This window comes from Arthrobacter sp. YD4 (assembly GCF_030410515.1).
Lineage (GTDB): Bacteria > Actinomycetota > Actinomycetes > Actinomycetales > Micrococcaceae > Arthrobacter.
Genome location: NZ_JAUHHD010000001.1, coordinates 434,757 through 453,023, shown reverse-complemented (window position 1 = coordinate 453,023; position 18,267 = coordinate 434,757). Strand labels below are relative to the sequence as shown.

Here is an 18,267-nt window from a genome sequence, read left to right as displayed (position 1 = left end):
TACCGGCTACTCGTGTTCGACCTTCGGCCGCCTCCGTACCGTGGAAGTGAAGAAAGGGCCGGCAGCCAATGCTGGCTGGCCCCTATGAGGGGAGTCGCCATTGAAAACCTCATCACAACTCAATCCCCGGCGAGGGACCCGTGTCACGCAGGGGAGACCTCCTGCCTGACACGGCACCCACGGCCCAGGCAACCGGAGCTTAGTCCGGTTCACTCCGCTACCGCGGACCGGCCACCACCCTGCGTTAGCGCGCCCCGCTACCGGAACCCACTCTGTTCCGGCGGGGTATGCACCGTGCGCGGCCACCGCGCCATGGACGTCAACGATGCCGATCCGTGGGGGGGGCCGTGGCACCAACTTTTGCACGAGAGAGGGGACATGCAAATGATTCAGCTTCTACCTACCCAGAGTCCAAAAGACCCGGGAGTCCGGGCATGACCGCCGCCGTTGCCGTGACCACTGCCATCGCGGCGCCCGTGGAGACGACCTTCGGCCGGGACGGGGCGCTGTTCGAGGCTCTGCTGGGCTTCGTCGCGCAGATGAGCCTGGTGCTGTGGGCGCTCGTGATCTTCACCGTCCTGATCCGCTTCGTCGGTATCCGCGTGTACCGCCGTGCCGCCCGGCGCGGTGCCGCACGCCAAGCCGCCGTCGTCGCCCCGGTGGACTCACCGGCGGACCTGCTGCCTCCGGCGGTTACCGCCGTGATCGACGCAGCCGTCGACGCGGCCCAGCCTGCGGTCTCCGCCGTGATCGACGCCGCTGTTGACCTGATCCAGCCGCCCGAAGCGCGCCCGGCCACCGTCGCCGCCAGCGTGGCGCCGGTTGCGGCCGCTCTCCCCGCGGAGGATCCGCGCGGAGTCGGCATGCCGCCCGCCGTGCCGGCGGCCTTCCCCGCCGTTCCCGCCCTGGCAGCGCACGGGGCCGGTCCGGCCATCACGCTGCCTTACAGGAGGCCCCGCGACCGGCACGCCGACCGGCACGCCACGGCCCGCACCGATGAGCATCTCCCCGCCATGTCAGTGAGGGCAGCGAAGCCGTGAGCCTGGATATGCCGCTGCTGACATTCTGGCTCTTCGCCGGCGTCAGCATCCTGTACGTCATGCACTTCGGCCTGTACCTGGTCGGGGCCAACTTCTACGACGTGTGGCAGCAACGCCGCAAGGCCGTCAGGGCCGTCCCCCGCCGCGTCGACTTCGAACCGGAGTGCGCCGCGACCGCCACCTGGACCCGGCGCGCGGCGCCCGAGGTGCCGGGGCTGGTCTCGATCGTCGTTGCCGCGCACAACGAGGAAGCCGTCATCGTCCGGACCCTGGACTCGATCGGACGGAGCCTGTACCGCTCCTTCGAGGTGATCGTGGCGGATGACGCCTCGACCGACCTGACCGGCCGGCTGGTCCGGGACTACCAGGTGCGCCATCCCGGCATGAACCTGCGGATCGTGCGGATGCACCACAACGTCGGCAAGGGCGCCGCGCTGAACGCGGCACTGCGCCGGCACGCCCGCGGCCAGTTCGTCATGACTCTGGACGCGGACTCGATCATCGCCCCGGACGCCATCTCCAACGCCCTGGCCTACTTCGAGGACCCCTACGTGGCCGGTGTTGCCGCCAACGTCAAGATCCTGGAGGAAACCACCGCGTTGGGCATCCTGCAGCGCTTCGAGCACATGATCGGCTACCGCTCCAAGAAGCTGTACTCCCTGATGAACTGTGAGTTCGTTGTCGGGGGAGTGGCCTCCACCTACCGGATGCGGGTGCTGCGGAAGGTGGGCTTCTACGACACGGACACCCTCACGGAGGACATCGGCCTGAGCGAGAAGGTCACCAGCCTGGGCAACCGCCGCTTCCGCCTGGTCTACGGCTCCGACGTCGTGGCCAAGACCGAGGGCGTCATGACCCTCCGGGCGCTGGCGAAGCAGCGCTACCGCTGGAAGTACGGCAGCCTGCAGAACCTGATCAAGTACCGCGGCATGATCTTCAACCCCAGCCGCCGGTACACCCGGACCCTGACCTACTACCGGATGCCGATGGCCCTGCTGAGCGAGTTCACCCTGCTGATCTCCCCGCTGGCGTGGACCTACGCCGTGTACTGGTCCCTGGTGACCCGCACCCCGGCGCTGGTCCTGGGCGCCTACCTCACCATCACCGCCTACACACTGATGACTATCTGGCTCGACGAGAACCTCAGTCCCCGCGAGCAGATCCGGCTCACCATCTACGCGCCCACCGCCTATTTCCTGTTCTACATCATGGACCTGGTCCAGTTGACGGCGGCGGTCCGCTGCATCGTCCGCTCCCGCGGTCTGTTCCGCCGCCCCGCAGTGAACACGTGGAAGTCACCGCAGCGGGCCGGGAGTACGACGGCGGTGGTAGCCCATGGCACGTAGGCGCCCCTGGATCCTGAGGCTGCTGCTGAACCCCCTGGTGGTCATCGCGGCGGTGGTCGCCCTCGTGGCTGCCGGCTGGATGATGTACACGGGCGCGACCAACGGCATCGCCCAGGCCCGCCCGGGTGCGAACCTGCTGCCGACGCTGGCGCGCACTGCGGGCGGCGCCGGATCTGTCTCCGGAACGGCTGCCGCGTTGCCCACCGCTGGCTGGACCGTCAACCACAGCGGGGACGCCAAAACCTCCCTCGAAGTAACCGACGGGCAGGTGATCGGCCAGGCGCTGAAGCTGGACGTCACCAGCTACGCCTCGGGCGACGTCACGCTGACCAGCCCCCGCGTCAACGTGGACCCGGGCAAAACCTACCTGTTCAAGGCGTATGCCAGCAGCGAGGCGGATTTCACCCTGCTGGCCCGGCACCACCACGCCGACGGCTCCGCCACCCTGGAACAGCTGCGCAACCCGCTGCAGAAGCCCGGCAATTCCCCGTTCACCGTCAGCGACGCCTTCGACACCAACGACAAGACCACGGCGGTGGAGTACGTCTTCCGGATGGCCTCCAAAGGCACCCTCCGGGTCGAGGGTGCCTACCTGGAGGCGGCCGACGATGTCCGTGTCCCGCCCGCGTCCCCGGCCGGACCGAACCTGATTCCCCCACCCGGCCCGGCCGGGCCCCAGCCCGGCGACGCCGACGGCTGGGCCCCCTTCACCTACGGGGCGCTGGCCATGCAGTCCGGCCGTGGCGTGGACCAGGACGGCAGCTACTTCTGGACCCGCATCACTAATTACCAGAACGGCGAGGGGAAGTGGCAGTACCCGCCGGTGACGGTGGCCCCGGACCGGTCTTACGAATTCGGGGCGAGCTACCGGGCCGACCGTGAGGTGGACGTCGTGGCGGAGTTCGAACTGGCCGGGGGCGGACGCATATTCCGGAACCTGGCGACCCTGCCGCCGGCCGGGGAATGGACCACGCTCCGGGACGTCGTCCAGGCCCCCGCCGGAGCCGCGTCCGTGATGGTCACGCTGATTTCCCACGCCAACGGGAACACCGCGGTGCGTGGCTACACACTCAAGGACATCACCCGGCCCGGGCCGCTGCGCTGGAGCCAGCCGACGGTTTCCCTGACCTTCGACGACGGCTGGCAGTCGGTGTATGACCGGGCTCTTCCGCTGTTGAACAAGCACAACTTCGTCTCCACGCACTACATCAACGCCAGCTCCATAGAGACGCCGAACTTCATGACCGCGGCCGAACTCCAACAGTTGCACCGCTCCGGGCATGAGATCGCCGCACACAGCTACCAGCACGTCGACCTCACCTCCATCGGTACCGCCCAGCTGGACGAGCAGCTGCGTAAGAGCGAGGACGGGCTGGCCGCGGCCGGCCTCGCCACCGACGACCTTGCCCCTCCGTATGGGCGGATGGATCCACAGGTCCAGTGGTACGCAGGGAAGTACTTCAACGTCATCCGCGGCACCGACGACGGCATCAACACCCGGCAGAACCTCGACCCAGAGGACCTGAAGGTCCTCTACGTCACCGACGAAACCACGCCGGAAACCCTCAAAGAAGCGCTCGCCGAGACCAAACAGCCCAACGGCTGGCTCATCGTGGTCTACCACCAGATCTCGGCTCCCGATTCGTCGGGCACCCAGGAACACACCATCGCGGCGGACCGCAGCACCATCACGAGCGACGCCCTCACCACCCAGCTCCAGATCATCGCCGACAGCGGCATTCCGGTGCAGACGGTAGCGAAGGCGTTCATGCAGCTGCAGGGACCCTGACCGCCGTCCGGCGGTGCGGCCCCGCAGCTGAGGTCACCCAAGAGATACGGAGAAATTCATGACCAGAACCAGATCCGGCTTGGCGCGGGGGCGCGCCTTGCTGATGACCGTCGGGGTGGCGGTGGGGGCCATGGGTGCCGCACTGCTCACGCCCGCCGTGGCTAACGCCGCCGTGGACAACCCCGCGGCGACTCCGCTCGTGTCCTTCACTTTCGACGACAGCATGGCAAGCGCCATCACCCAGGCCGCCCCCACGCTGCAGAAGTACGGGCTCACCGGCACCAGCTACGTGATCACCAACTGTGTCGGAATGACTACGGCTCCCAACACCTGCCGGGCGAACACCGATGTCCCGTACATGACGTGGGACCAGATCACGCAGCTGCAGAATACTTACGGCTGGGAAATCGGTTCGCACACCGTGGACCACCAGTGCCTGGTCAGCGTCGGCAATGACTGCCAGGCCACCAAGCTCACCGCCGCGCAGGTGGAGGCCGAGCTGGCCAACAGCCGCTCCGCCCTAGTGTCGCACGGCTTCAACCCGACCGCGTTCGCGCCGCCCTACGGCGACTACGACATGTCGGCCCTGGCCCGCATCGCCAAGTACTACAGCTCGATGCGCGGCTTCGCGGACACCGGCAACAACCCCTGGCCGCTGGGGGATTACCTGCTCCGTGACGTCCCCGTCCAGGAGGTCACCACCCCGGTCTCGAACCTGAAGGCCCAGGTGGACGCGGCCATCGCCAACAAGACGTGGGTGATCTTCACTTTCCACGACATCCGGCCCTCGCCCAGCCAGGTCCCGGACGACTACCAGTACGGCACCGCCGAACTGGACCAGCTGGCCGCGTACGTGAAGACCAAGGTCTCCGCGGGCCTGATCAAGAACGTCAACGTCAGCAAGGGCCTGGTCAACGGCAGCCCCAACAAGCTGCCCAACGCCTCGTTCAACAACGGCATCGCCGACGGCTGGACCACCGATGCTCCGACCGGCATCACCGCCGACGCCGGTACCAACGGCAACTACCCGGACGCGGCCAAATCGGTGAAGCTGGTCTCCGGCACCACCTCCCGCCACCTCTTCTCGCCCAAGGTTCCGGTCACGCCGGCCACGAATTACATGTTCAAGGCGTACCTCAACGTGGCCGCGATCAGCAGCGGTGAAGTGGGCTTCTACGTCGACGAATACAACTCCGCCGGTCAATGGATCTCCGGGCAGTTCCGTAAACGGGAGAACACCAGGTGGGTGGAGTCGATGAACTTCACCTACACGCCAAGTTCCACCAGCGTCGCCTCCGCCAGCCTCCAGGTGTACGTCACCGGGACCGGCATCACGGCCTACGTGGACAACATGCAGATGTTCGCCCTCGGCGCCGAAACCACCCCGCCGCCTGCCACCAACCTCGTGGCCAACGGCACCTTCGACGCCGGCATCAGCGCTGGCTGGACCACCGACTCGGCCACCACCATCCTGGCCGACGCCGCCAACCACGGCAGCCCCGCCAACCCGGTGAACTCGGTCAAGATGACGGCCACGACGGCGAACAAGCACTTATTCTCGCCGCAGGTCGCCGTCAGCGCCGGAACGTACAAGATCGCCAGCTACCTCAACGTCACTGCACGGACCAGCGGTGAGGTGGGCTTCTACATCGACGAGTACAACTCCGCCGGCCAGTGGATCTCCGGCCAGTACAAACTCGGGGTCACCGCCGGCGGTGTCACCAACGTGGACCTGACCTACTCGCCGAGTACGACGTCGGTCGCCAAGGCGAGCCTCCAGGTCATCGTGCAGGGGAACTCCGCAATCCAGGGGTACTTCGACGACGTGCGCTGGACCAAACCGTAGAGCCTGTGCCCGGTGCACGAGGGCTGCGCGCCGGGCGCAAAGAGAGTAGAAACGAAAGGACGATTGGAGACGCAATGGGCGGGCGCCGGGCATCACGGTTGGTGGTGCTGGCGTCCGTCCTTGCCTTTGCCGCGGGGTGCACGCCGCCCGCCCCGAAACCCGACGTGACCATCGACCTGCTCCGCCAGGACTGGGAGCACACCCCCGGCATCACGGCCGACGGCGGCGCCCTGCAGGTCTCCGCGCTCCAGCGGACCATCGTCGAACAGGACGGCTCCGGTGGCCAGCCCAACCCGCCGGTGAACCTCGCCGGCACCCACCTGGAGGCGGCCGGGGACTTTACCCTCGCCGCCACCTTCACGAACATCGGCACCGACGCGACGTGGACCGTCTACAACCAGCCGCCGATCATCGCCGACGAATTCAGGGTCGAACCGGCCTCCCTCCGGCTCACGCTCCAGGGCACGGCCCTGCACATCGCCGTGTTCGACGGGAAACAAAAGAAGGACGTGACCCGGCCGGCCCCCGTGCACGACGAGACCGTCATGCTCAAGGACCCCGCGGCCGCCCTGACGGTCAACCGGTCGGGGGACACCCTGAAGATCCTCAACGGCCTGGACACCCTCTCCTCCCAGCCGCTGGCGAACATCTTCTCCTCCGGCACCCTCTGGTTCGGGTTCTCCACGGGAGCGGGCAGTTTCGACGTCACCTCGCTTACTGCGACGGCGCCCGCGTCCACCGGGCTGCGGGCCTCCGGCGCCGCGGTGGCCGGCGACGGCTCCGCCACCGGCGGCCTGCAGGCGCTCGCCGCCAAAATCCGGCCAGACTTCCGGATCGGGGCCGCCGTCGCCCTGGGACCGCTGACGGGGGACCCGGACTATGCCCGCGCCTTCGCCGGCAACTTCGGCGCGCTCACCCCGGAAAACGCCATGAAGCCGCAATTCTTGTCCCCGGCGCGCGGGCAGTACACCTTCGAGGAGGCCGACGCGATCCTGGCGATCGCCCAGGGCAAGGGCATGGCCGTGCACGGGCACACCATCACCTTCTCCGAGGCACTGCCGCGCTGGATGCAGGACCTGCCCAGCGGGACCGACGCAGACCGCCGCGCCAGCGCCGCTGCCCTCCTGGACTACGTGAAAACCGTGGTGACCCACTTCAAGGGCAGGCTCGCCTCGCTCGACGTCGTCAATGAACCCTTCGACGTGGACCAGGGCACCAGCATTCAGAAGAACGTCTGGTACCGGGTGCTCGGCGCCAACTACCCGGCCGTCATCTCCAAAGCCGTGTTCGCCGCGGACCCGGACGTCCGCCAGTACCTCAACGAGAACGGCGCCGATGTCCCCGGCCGCCGGCAGGACGCCCTGCTCAAGCTCGCCCTGGACACCAACGCCGCGGGCGGCCACATCTACGGCGTGGGCCTGCAGGCCCACATCTACGATCTAAAAACCGACGCCGTCTCCGCGGCCGACCTCACCAAGACCCTCGGCAAGTTCGCTGACGCCGGGCTGCGGGTACGGATTTCAGAGAATGACGTCACCGACGGCAAGGGCAAGCAGGCCCAGGCCGAGCAATACGCCGCCGTCCTCTCCACCTGCCTGCGCTCGGAGACCTGCGTTTCCTACACGACCTGGGGTGTTGACGACCGCTACGACTGGCGGATCGAGGACGACGGGAGCCTGCAGCAGGGCCACGATTTCCTGTTCGACGGCGGCAAACCCACCCCCGCCTATGACGCGCTCCGCAAGGTCCTGGGCGGCTGAGCCCTAAACCTCCCGCATCCGCGCATTGCTGGGCTAGAGTCGTGCCAACACTGCAGGAATGCAGGCCGGCCAGCGCAGCCCGGAATCCCGGGCGGATGCCCGGTCCTGCCCGGACCCACAAGGGGTACACATGCGATACATCGTCGGCTACACCCCCAACGACCGCGGCGCTGACGCCGTCGCCCTCGCCTCCGCCATGGCCCGGGCCCAGGGCGCCCACCTGGACCTGGTCCACGTGGTGGACCGCAACACCCCGTACGTGGCGCTGAACCCGCAGGGCAACCGCGTCAGCGCGGCGGAACAGTCGGTGCTCACGGCGGAGCGGCAGGGCCTGGCCCTCGTCCCGGAGGGGCTGCAGGCCCGCTTCCACGTCCGGCAGGCGGAGTCCTTCGCCGCCGGACTGATCGACGCCGCGAAGGAATACCGGGCCGGCCTGATCGTGGTGGGCGCCGCCGGCAACGGCCTCTTCAAGAGGTTCAGCATCGGCAGCGTGGCCAACGCCCTGCTGCACGCCTCCCCGGTGCCGGTGGCGCTCGCTCCCCGCGGTTACCGGCGCACCGAACCCGTCAGCCGCCTCACCCTCGCCGTGGGCCAGCGCACCGGCGCGGAGGCGGCGATCGACGTCGCCATCGAATCGGCCGAACGCCGTGGCGTGCCGCTGCGGCTGGTCTCCCTGGTGGAGCTGGACGCCGAGGGCGACGGCGGCGAGAACGTCAACGCGGCCCACGTCCACGCCAACACGGTCCTGAGGGCGGCCGCCGAACGGCTACCGGAGGGTCACCACGTCAGCGTCGAGGTCGCCCACGGCCGGACCATCGAGGAAGCCATCGACGACCTCGAATGGGACGACGCCGAAATCATGATTGTCGGGTCCTCACGGCTGGCGGAGAAGAACAAGCTGTTCCTCGGCAGTACGGCCAACAAGGTCCTGCGCGCCCTGCCGGTTCCGATGGTCGTGGTCCCGCGGGACTACGTCCGGATCGACAGCAGCCCGGAGGACTAGGTCTACTAACAACTAGGCGGCGGCGCGGGCGCGCTTCCGGGTCACTGCATTCCTGCGGGCGGCCCGGAGCATGTCCGCCGTCAGCAGCAGCAACGCCATCCAGACGACGCCGAAGCCAACCCAGCGCTCCGGGGTCATCGCCTCCTTGAAAACCACCAGCGCCACGATGAACTGCAGCACCGGAGCGAAGTACTGCAGCAGCCCGATGGTGGTCATCGGCAGCCGTCGCGCGGAGGCGCCGAAGAAGAGCAGGGGCACGGCAGTGATCACGCCCGAGGCGGCGAGCAGCCAGAAGTGGCCGGAGCCGTTGCTGGTCAGCGTGGCGGCACCCGTGACCGCCAGGACCACCATCGCCACCGCGGCGATCGGGGCCAGGACGAACGTCTCCACGCTGAGGCTGGTGAGGGCGTCAACGCGCGGGCCCACCCGCTTCTTCACGAAGCCGTAGAGGCCGAAGCTGAAGGCCAGGGTCAGCGCGATCCAGGGCAGCTTGCCGTAGGAATACGTCAGGACGCCGACGGCGACGAAGCCCACCGCCACCGCCGCCCACTGCAGCGGCCGCAGCTTCTCCTTCAGGACGAAGACGCCCAGCAGCACCGAGACCAGCGGGTTGATGAAGTACCCCAGCGACGTCTCAACCGCCTGGCCGGTGGTCACGCCGTACGTGTAGGTCACCCAGTTCACCGCGATCAGGCCGGCCGCGAGGGCCAGGGTGCCGAACACTGTGCGGTTGCGGAAGGCGGCGCCGATGGCGGGCCACGCGCGGGACACGGTGATCAGCAGCGCACAGAACAGCAGCGACCAGACGACGCGGTTGGCGACGATCTCCACGGCGCCGGCCGGGTTCAGCACATAGAAATAGAGCGGGAGGAGCCCCCACAGCCCGTACGCGCCGATGCCGAAGAGGATGCCCGTCGTCGTTTCCTTGTCCGCTGCCTTGTCCATGACCGAGCGCGTTGCCGCCGGGCCGGGACCGCTGCCGCGGGCGACGCCGTTCACTGCGGGGGAAGCGTCTCCCGAAGAGGTCAGGGCGGTGGGAGCGGAGGATCCGTCGGAAGTAGGCACAGGAGACATAACATCACCTCCGCGGACCCTATTCCTCCCGCCGGGCCGTGTCCGGGACTCCGCCGCACTGCGACGTCCATCACGCCCGCTCCCGTTTTCCGGGCCGGGAGCGGGCGCGGGCATCTAGAATGGAAGACTGCGCGCCGCATCGTGCCGGCGCATCCGCCAAGAGTCAGAAGGGTTCCCGGTGTCCAACTCGGCCGAATCACCGTCCAATCGTCCCCTCCGCGTCGCCATCATCGGCGCCGGACCGGCCGGCGTCTACGCCGCGGACATCCTGACCAAGTCGAACCAGGTCAAGGACGGGGACCTTGAGGTCAGCATCGACCTCTTCGAGGCTTACCCTGCGCCCTACGGCCTGATCCGCTACGGCGTGGCCCCGGACCACCCCCGGATCAAAGGCATCGTCAACGCCCTGCACAAGGTCCTGGACCGCGGCGACATCCGCTTCCTCGGCAACGTCACCTACGGCCGTGACCTCACCCTCAGCGACTTCCGGGCCTTCTACGACGCCGTCATCTTCGCCACGGGTGCGATCAAGGACGCGGACCTGAACATCCCCGGCATCGACCTGGAGGGCTCCTTCGGCGGCGCCGACTTCGTCTCCTGGTACGACGGGCACCCGGACGTGCCCCGGGAATGGCCGCTGGAGGCCAAGGAAATCGCGGTGATCGGCAACGGCAACGTGGCCCTGGACGTGGCCCGGATCCTCTCCAAGCACGCCGACGACCTCCTGGTCACCGAGATCCCGGACAACGTCTACGCCGGGCTCAAGGCCTCCCCGGTCACCGACGTGCACGTGTTCGGCCGTCGCGGGCCCGCCCAGGTGAAGTTCACCCCGCTTGAGCTGCGCGAACTCTCGCACTCCAAGGACGTGGACATCGTCCTCTACGCGGAGGACTTCGAGTTCGACGAGGCCTCCGACGAAGCAATCCAGTCCAACAACCAGATCAAGACCATGGTGGGCACGCTGACGAACTGGATCGCCGAGCAGCCCGAGGACCTCTCCGAACTCACGGCGTCCCGCCGACTGCACCTGCACTTCCTGCACAGCCCAGTGGAGATCCACGACGACCCCGCCCACCCCGGCAAGGTCACCGGCATGACCTTCGAGCGCATGCAGCTCGACGGCACCGGCAACGCCAAGGGCACCGGCGAGTTCGTCGACTACCCGGTCCAGGCCGTCTACCGCGCCATCGGCTACCACGGCTCGCCCCTGGCCGAACTGGAGTACGACGCCCGCCGCGGCGTCATCCCCAACGAGGGCGGCCGCGTGCTCGACACCGCCGGCAGCCCGGTCCCCGGGATCTACGCCACCGGCTGGATCAAGCGTGGCCCGGTCGGCCTGATTGGCCACACCAAGGGCGACGCCCTGGAGACCATCGGATTCCTGCTGGAGGACCGGCTCACGCTGCCCCCGGCGCAGAACCCGGACCCGCAGGCCATCATCGACCTCCTCGAGGAACGCGGCGTCGAATACACCACCTGGGAAGGCTGGAACAAGCTCGACGCCCACGAGAAGGAACTCGGCGCCGCCTGGACCGCCGCCCACCCGGCCGACGGAATCGAACGCGAACGCGTCAAGGTGGTCCCGCGCGAGGACATGATCCGGATCTCCCGCGACTGACGCCGCGGCAGTCCTGCACTGTCGACGCGCATCATGCCCGCCGCCCCCGGAATAACCCGGGCGGCGGGCATTTTCCGTGTCGCAGGCCACGAACGACGTCGGTCCATCCTCTGGCGGGCGGCGTGCCGCGACCGTAGACTCGACGGGACGAGTTGCAGCGCATCGACGCCGATGCCGGCCAGGGGAGTTCAATGAGGAATCCGCTCCAGCAGCCAGCCCCGCACGGATCCTACGCCGGACCCGACCCGGAGCTGACGCAGCGGTATGCCCGCGCCGGGCACGAACTCCTCGGCACCGCGGGTGACACCGCCGGCCTCCCCGACGGCCCGGTCCCCGGCCTGCGCAGCCTGGTCCAGGAATCGTGGCAGCGCTCCGCACGGTCACGCGCCAACCCGGACAACCCCGAGGCCCCGCTGGCCATGGACCGCGACGAACTCGAGGAATACCGGCGGCAGCACCCCTTGGCCGCCATCATGCCCGTCATCCACAAGCTCCTCATCCTGCCCAGCCACGACAGCGGCATGCTCGTGGCCGTGGGTGACGAGGTGGGCAGGCTGCTGTGGGTGGAGGGCAACCCGGTCCTGCAGCGCCGGGCCGAGTCCATGATGTTTGTCCCCGGGGCGGACTGGTCCGAGGCCACCGTGGGCACCAGCGCGCCGGGGACCGCCCTGGCCCTGGGCCGCGGCATCCAGATCGCCGGCGCCGAACACTACAAGCGCTCCGTCCACCCGTGGAGCTGTACGGCCGTGCCGTTCCATGATCCGGACTCCGGCGCCCTGCTCGGCGTCGTCGACATCACCGGCACGGAGAACGCCGTCGCCCCGCACACCCTGTCCCTCGTCGAGGCGACCGTCGCCGCCGCGCAGGCACACCTGCGGGTGGAACGGTTGCAGCGGGAGGCGGCCCGGCTCGCCCCCGCAGGCCGCCGCCGGACCACCACCTCTCCGACCGGATCCGCCACGGCGGCCGGCGGAGCCGCCGCGACCGCCGCCGGACGGGGCACAGGAAACGCGGGCGGCACTCTCTACCGCAACGGGCTGCAGCTGCTGGGCCGTGACCAGGCCGTGCTCACCCTCAATGGACGGACCGTCACCCTCTCGGCCCGGCACAGCGAGATCCTGGCCCTGCTCAGCTCCCACCCGGAGGGCCTCACGGCGGAGCGGCTCAGTGCCCTGCTCTATCCGGGCAGCGGCTCTCCCACCACGCTCCGGGCCGAAATGGTGCGGCTGCGGAAGGTCTTCCAGCAACTCAACCCCGCCGCCGTACCCGAATCCCGGCCCTACCGCCTGCCGGTGGACCTGGTCCCGGACACCGGACAGGTGCTCGGCTGCCTGCAGCGCGGCGCGCACCGGATCGCGCTGGAACTCTACCGCGGCGCCGTCCTGCCCGGCTCCGAGGCGCCCGGCGTCGTCGAACTCCGCGGCCGGGTCGCGACACTGCTGCGCGAGGCCGTGCTCACCGACGGCAGCGCCGACGCCCTCCTGAAGTACGCCGCCCTGCCCGAGGCCCGGGACGACGTCGAGGTCCGCGCCGCGGCCCTCCGCCTGCTCCCGGCCCGCTCGCCGCGCCGGGCCGCCGTCGTCACCGAACTCGAGCGGCTCGAAGCCGAACTCAGCGCCTGACCGCCCCGCACCCCCGCAGCCGCCACCGGGGACGCAGCTCGAAACGTAATCCGGATCACTCCGATGCAACCTGGCTGCAACCTTCCCGCTCCTACGCTGGGGGCAGCGGCGGCCCGTGATGTCCCGGCCGCGTCCGCCACCGACCTTGCACAGCAAAGGAGCTAGCAATGACTGTTTACGCACAACCCGGTACCGACGGTTCGAAGGTCCAGTTCAAGGACCGCTACGAGAACTGGATCGGCGGGGAGTGGGTGGCCCCGGTGAAGGGCCAATACTTCGAAAACATCACCCCGGTGACCGGCAAGGCGTTCTGCGAGGTCGCCCGCGGCACCGCCGAAGACATCGAGCTCGCCCTGGACGCCGCGCACAAGGCGGCACCCTCCTGGGGCAAGACCTCGGTCGCCGAACGCGCCGCGATCCTGAACAAGATCGCGGACCGGATCGATGAGAACACCGAGCTGCTGGCCGTCGCCGAAACCTGGGACAACGGCAAGCCGATCCGGGAAACCCTCAACGCCGACATCCCGCTCGCGGCCGACCACTTCCGCTACTTCGCCTCCGCCGTCCGCGCCCAGGAGGGCCGGCTCTCCCAGCTCGACGACGACACCACCGCCTACCACTTCCACGAGCCGCTCGGCGTCGTCGGCCAGATCATCCCCTGGAACTTCCCGATCCTGATGGCCGTCTGGAAGCTTGCCCCCGCCCTCGCCGCCGGCAACGCCGTCGTCCTCAAGCCCGCCGAGCAGACCCCCTCCTCGATCCTGGTCCTGATGGAACTGATCAGCGACCTGCTCCCGGCCGGCGTGGTCAACGTGGTCAACGGCTTCGGCGTCGAGGCCGGCAAGCCGCTCGCCTCCAGCCCGCGGATCCGCAAGATCGCCTTCACCGGCGAGACCACCACGGGCCGCCTGATCAGCCAGTACGCCTCCGCGAACCTCATCCCGGTCACCCTGGAGCTCGGCGGCAAGAGCCCGAACATCTTCTTCAACGACGTCGCCGACAGCAACGACGCGTTCTACGACAAGGCCCTGGAGGGCTTCACGCTCTTCGCGTTCAACCAGGGCGAGGTCTGCACCTGCCCCTCCCGCGCCCTGGTGCAGGAAGGCATCTACGACTCGTTCATGGCCGACGCCCTCGCCCGGACCCAGAAGATCATCCAGGGCAACCCGCTGGACACCGACACCCAGCTGGGCGCCCAGGCCTCCAACGACCAGCTGGAGAAGATCCTCTCCTACATCGACATCGGAAAGCAGGAGGGGGCCAAGGCCCTCACCGGCGGCGCCCGCGCAGAGCTCGACGGCGACCTGGCCGGCGGCTACTACGTCCAGCCCACCATCTTCGAGGGCCACAACAAGATGCGCATCTTCCAGGAGGAGATCTTCGGCCCGGTGGTCTCGGTGACCCGGTTCAGCGACTACAACGACGCCATGGGGATCGCCAACGACACCCTCTACGGCCTCGGCGCCGGCGTATGGTCCCGCAACGGCAACGTCGCCTACCGCGCCGGCCGCGAGATCCAGGCCGGCCGGGTCTGGGTGAACAACTACCACGCCTACCCGGCCGGGGCGGCGTTCGGCGGCTACAAGTCCTCCGGCATCGGCCGCGAGAACCACGCCATGATGCTCGACCACTACCAGCAGACCAAGAACCTGCTGGTCAGCTACAACGAGAACAAGCTCGGCTTCTTCTAAGCCGCGGCAGCGGCGGGCGGGCCCCGGATACGGGACCGGCCCGCCGCACCCCCGTTCACCCCGCCCAATTCCAGGAGTCCGCCATGACCCAGCCCGTGCTCGACGCGGCGTCCACCCTCCCCGGCGAGGACTTCTCCAGGGTGGCCCTCACCCCCGAAGCCGTGGAGCTGCTGCGCAAACTGTGGGACCAGCACGGGCCGCTGATGTTCCACCAGTCCGGGGGCTGCTGCGACGGCTCCTCGCCCATGTGCTACCCGGCGGGGGAGTTCATCACCGGCGGCTCCGACGTACTGCTGGGACGCTTCGACATCGCCGCGGACACCGGCGCGGGAGCAGCCCAGCCGATTGAGTTCTGGATGTCCCGCGAGCAGTTCAACTACTGGAGCCACACCCACCTGACGGTGGACGTCGTGCCCGGCCGGGGAAGCGGCTTCTCGGTCGAGGCGCCCGAGGGAAAGCGCTTCCTGATCCGCTCCACGCTGATGGACTGGCCGGTTTAAGACACCCTCACCGTCTCACCATGTGGGATTAAAGCGGCCGTCCAGTGGATGGACACTACTATTAATAGGTCCGTTTTCCCCAGCTATAGAGACCGTGGACCTTCCTATGAACCTTTTCCGGACCAAGTCCGTCGAGCAGTCGATGGCCGACGCCGATGAGCCCGGCCGCAAGCTCAAGCGCTCGCTCAGCACCTGGGACCTGATGATCATGGGCGTCGCCGTCGCTGTCGGCGCCGGGATCTTCTCGGTCGGCGCCAAGGCCGCCGCCAACTTCGCCGGCCCCGCCGTCACCATCTCCTTCGCCATCGCGGCCGTCACCTGTGCCCTGGCCATCATGTGCTACGCCGAGTTCGCCACCGCCATCCCCGTGGCCGGCTCCGCCTACGTCTTCACCTACGCCACCATGGGCGAGGTGCTGGCCTGGATCATCGGCTGGAACCTGATCCTGGAACTGTTCACCGCCGGCGCCGTGATCGCCAAGTACTGGGGCATCTACCTCAGCAAGGTCTTCGCGCTGATGGGGCTCGACGTCCCGCCGTCCATCTCCCTCGGCGGGATCGACCTCTACTGGGGCGCCTTCCTGATCGTGGCCGTCTTCACCGTGCTGCTGGTGCTGGGGACAAAGCTGTCCGCCCGCGTCGGCAATGTCTTCACGCTGATCAAGATCGCCGTCGTCCTCTTCGTCATCGTCGTGGGCTTCACCTACGTGAAGTTTGAAAACTACAGCCCGTTCGTCCCGGCCTCCCAGCCCACCGGCGGCACCGGCACCACCGACGTGCTCAAGCAGTCCTTCTTCGGCTTCCTCACCGGCGCGGCCCCCGCCCAGTACGGCACCCTCGGCATCTTCGCCGGCGCCGCGCTGGTCTTCTTCGCCTTCATCGGCTTCGACGTCGTCGCCACCTCCGCCGAGGAGGTCAAGAATCCGCAGAAGACCCTGCCGCGCGGCATCTTCGGCGGCCTCGCGATCGTCACCGTGCTCTACATCCTGGTCTCGCTCGCTCTCACCGGCATGGTCCCCTACAGCAAGCTCGCGGAGGCAGAGAGCCCCACGCTCACCACCGCCTTCGAGGCCGTGGGCAACAACGACGCCGCCAAGGTGATCGCCTTCGGCTCCCTGGTGGGCCTGACCACGGTGATCATGGTGCTGCTGATGGGCCTGTCCCGAGTGGTCCTCGCGATGAGCCGCGACGGCCTGCTGCCGCGCTCCCTGTCCAAGACCAGCACCATCCGCGCCACCCCGGCCCGGCTGCAGATCATCTGCGGTGCCGCCGTGGCTCTGGTGGCCGGCCTGACCAAGGTGGACCTGCTGGAAGAAATGATCAACATCGGCACGCTGTCCGCCTTCGTGATGGTCAGCCTGGGCATCCTGGTCCTGCGCAGGAAGCGGCCGGACCTCAAGCCGTCCTTCCGCGTGCCGTTCGGCAAGGTGGTTCCGGTGGTCTCCGCCGTGCTCTGCCTCTACCTGATGACCAACCTGGCCGTGGAGACCTGGATCTTCTTCGCCCTCTGGCTCGTGGTGGGCATCATTATCTACTTCTCCTACGGCCGCCGGCACTCCCGGCTGAACGAGAAGTTCGCCGAGGCGCGGGCGTCCGTCAGCGGCCCGGCCGCTGCGGGCACCGGCGAACCCGGCACCGACGAACCCAGCAACGTGGCCTCCGAGAAGGTCTCCCGCCCCTAGCGGGCGGCCTCCCGCAGCACCGCACAGCGGGGTCATTCCGTCCCGTCCGGCACCGCCGGACGGGCCCGGAGTGGCCCCGCTTTGCTGTGCCCGGCGACCTGTCTCAGAGCCGTAACAATGCCCCGGATGTGGTTGACCTCACAGTAGCCTTAGACCAGACTTGATATTTGAACGTTTGTTCGAAAAGCGAACATTGGCGGTGGTGGGGGCGAGTCATTCCCGGGCCGCAGTGCACAAAGGAGTGAACATGTTACGTCGTACCTTCTCCCTGCTGGCGGCCGCGTCCGTCCTGGCCCTCACGGCCTGCGGCAGCGGATCGCCCAGCTCGACGGGCGGCACCGCCCAGGGCGGGGCCGCCGGCGGGGGAGACCTGACCAAGGTCAGCGTCGGCGTTATTCCGATCGTCGACTGTGCGCCGGTCTACCTGGGGAACAAGCTGGGCTTCTTCAAGGACGAGGGACTCCAGTTGGACATCCAGACGGCCACCGGCGGCGCCGCGATCGTTCCCGGCGTCGTCAGCGGCAGTTTCGATTTCGCCTTCTCCAACCTGATCTCCGTGATGGTCGCCAGGGATAAGGGCCTCGACCTGAAGTTCGTCGCCAACGGCGCGTCCACCACCGGTGAGAAGGGCAAGGACGTCGGCGGCGTCGTCGTCCCGGCCGGTTCCCCGATCAAGTCCGCCAAGGACCTGGCCGGCAAGACCGTCTCCGTGAACAACCTGTCCAACATCGGCGACACCAGCATCAAGTCCGCGATCGAGAAGGACGGCGGCGATCCCTCCTCCGTGAAGTTCGTCGAGGTGGCCTTCCCGGACGCGCCGGCGGCCATCGCCAACAAGCAGGTGGACGCGGCCTGGATCCTCGAACCCTTCATGTCCAAGGCCCTGGCCGACGGCGGCACCGTGGTCTCCTGGAACTTTGTGGACGTCAGCCCCAAGCTGGACATCGCCGGGTACTTCACCAAGGCCGACACCATCAAGAACAAGCCGGAGCTGACCCAGAAGTTCACCCGGGCCATGAACAAGTCCCTCGAGTACGCCCAGGCCCACCCGCAGGAAGTCCGGGACATCGTGGGCACCTACACCAAGATCGACGAGGCCGCCCGCTCCAAGATGACCCTCACGCACTGGACGGTCACCTTCGACAAGGACGCCTTCAAGACCCTGGGCGACGCCGCCGCCAAGTACGGCACCCTTTCCAAGGCCCCGAACGCGGGCGACCTGCTGCCGTGAGTGCCGACGCCCTCGCCACCGGCGGCCGCACGACCCGTGCGGGACGCGGCCGCCGTACGGGCAAAC

The 18,267-nt window shown here is 68.2% G+C and carries 13 protein-coding genes; 12 read left to right on the top strand and 1 reads right to left on the bottom strand.

Annotation, left to right across the window (positions count from 1 at the left end):
* The first annotated feature begins 434 nt into the window (after positions 1-434).
* The 6 genes from QWJ39_RS02090 (at position 435) to QWJ39_RS02065 (ending at position 8,784) form a co-directional block, all read left to right on the top strand.
* Complete coding sequence (locus tag QWJ39_RS02090) at positions 435-1,040, top strand: hypothetical protein (RefSeq protein WP_290256033.1); 606 nt, start codon at positions 435-437, stop codon at positions 1,038-1,040.
* Entirely contained in the window at positions 1,037-2,386 is a 1,350-nt protein-coding gene (locus QWJ39_RS02085; protein ID WP_290256032.1) for a glycosyltransferase, read from the top strand. Before QWJ39_RS02090 ends, QWJ39_RS02085 begins: the two co-directional genes overlap by 4 nt.
* Positions 2,376-4,175: a polysaccharide deacetylase family protein gene (locus QWJ39_RS02080; protein ID WP_290256031.1), complete on the top strand. Its 1,800-nt coding sequence runs from the start codon at positions 2,376-2,378 to the stop codon at positions 4,173-4,175. The genes QWJ39_RS02085 and QWJ39_RS02080 overlap by 11 nt, the downstream gene beginning before the upstream one ends.
* 58 nt (positions 4,176-4,233) lie before the next feature.
* Positions 4,234-6,021 (top strand): polysaccharide deacetylase family protein, encoded by a 1,788-nt coding sequence (locus tag QWJ39_RS02075; protein WP_290256030.1) that lies wholly within the window; start codon positions 4,234-4,236, stop codon positions 6,019-6,021.
* 74 nt (positions 6,022-6,095) lie between these two features.
* Entirely contained in the window at positions 6,096-7,781 is a 1,686-nt protein-coding gene (locus QWJ39_RS02070) for an endo-1,4-beta-xylanase (RefSeq protein WP_290256029.1), read from the top strand.
* A gap of 130 nt (positions 7,782-7,911) precedes the next feature.
* Positions 7,912-8,784, top strand: coding sequence for a universal stress protein (locus QWJ39_RS02065; protein ID WP_290256028.1), 873 nt, complete (start codon positions 7,912-7,914; stop codon positions 8,782-8,784).
* 12 nt (positions 8,785-8,796) lie between these two features.
* Here QWJ39_RS02065 and rarD read toward each other — a convergent pair whose 3' ends face one another.
* Positions 8,797-9,729, bottom strand: a complete 933-nt coding sequence (rarD, locus tag QWJ39_RS02060; protein ID WP_290256478.1) for an EamA family transporter RarD — start codon at positions 9,727-9,729, stop codon at positions 8,797-8,799.
* A gap of 307 nt (positions 9,730-10,036) precedes the next feature.
* Here rarD and QWJ39_RS02055 point away from each other — a divergent pair, with 307 nt between their 5' ends.
* The 6 genes from QWJ39_RS02055 (at position 10,037) to QWJ39_RS02030 (ending at position 18,201) form a co-directional block, all read left to right on the top strand.
* Entirely contained in the window at positions 10,037-11,476 is a 1,440-nt protein-coding gene (locus QWJ39_RS02055) for an FAD-dependent oxidoreductase (RefSeq protein WP_290256027.1), read from the top strand.
* A 191-nt stretch (positions 11,477-11,667) separates the two neighbouring features.
* Positions 11,668-13,098 (top strand): helix-turn-helix domain-containing protein, encoded by a 1,431-nt coding sequence (locus QWJ39_RS02050; RefSeq protein ID WP_290256026.1) that lies wholly within the window; start codon positions 11,668-11,670, stop codon positions 13,096-13,098.
* A 167-nt stretch (positions 13,099-13,265) separates the two neighbouring features.
* Positions 13,266-14,789 carry an aldehyde dehydrogenase family protein gene (locus QWJ39_RS02045; RefSeq protein WP_290256025.1) on the top strand — a complete coding sequence of 508 codons (1,524 nt, stop codon included), beginning with the start codon at positions 13,266-13,268 and terminating at the stop codon, positions 14,787-14,789.
* Positions 14,790-14,872: 83 nt separating this feature from the next.
* Positions 14,873-15,289 (top strand): DUF779 domain-containing protein, encoded by a 417-nt coding sequence (locus QWJ39_RS02040; protein ID WP_290256024.1) that lies wholly within the window; start codon positions 14,873-14,875, stop codon positions 15,287-15,289.
* Positions 15,290-15,395: 106 nt separating this feature from the next.
* Positions 15,396-16,970, top strand: a complete 1,575-nt coding sequence (locus QWJ39_RS02035; protein ID WP_290256023.1) for an amino acid permease — start codon at positions 15,396-15,398, stop codon at positions 16,968-16,970.
* A gap of 247 nt (positions 16,971-17,217) precedes the next feature.
* Complete coding sequence (locus tag QWJ39_RS02030) at positions 17,218-18,201, top strand: ABC transporter substrate-binding protein (protein WP_290256022.1); 984 nt, start codon at positions 17,218-17,220, stop codon at positions 18,199-18,201.
* The last annotated feature ends 66 nt before the right edge of the window (positions 18,202-18,267 follow it).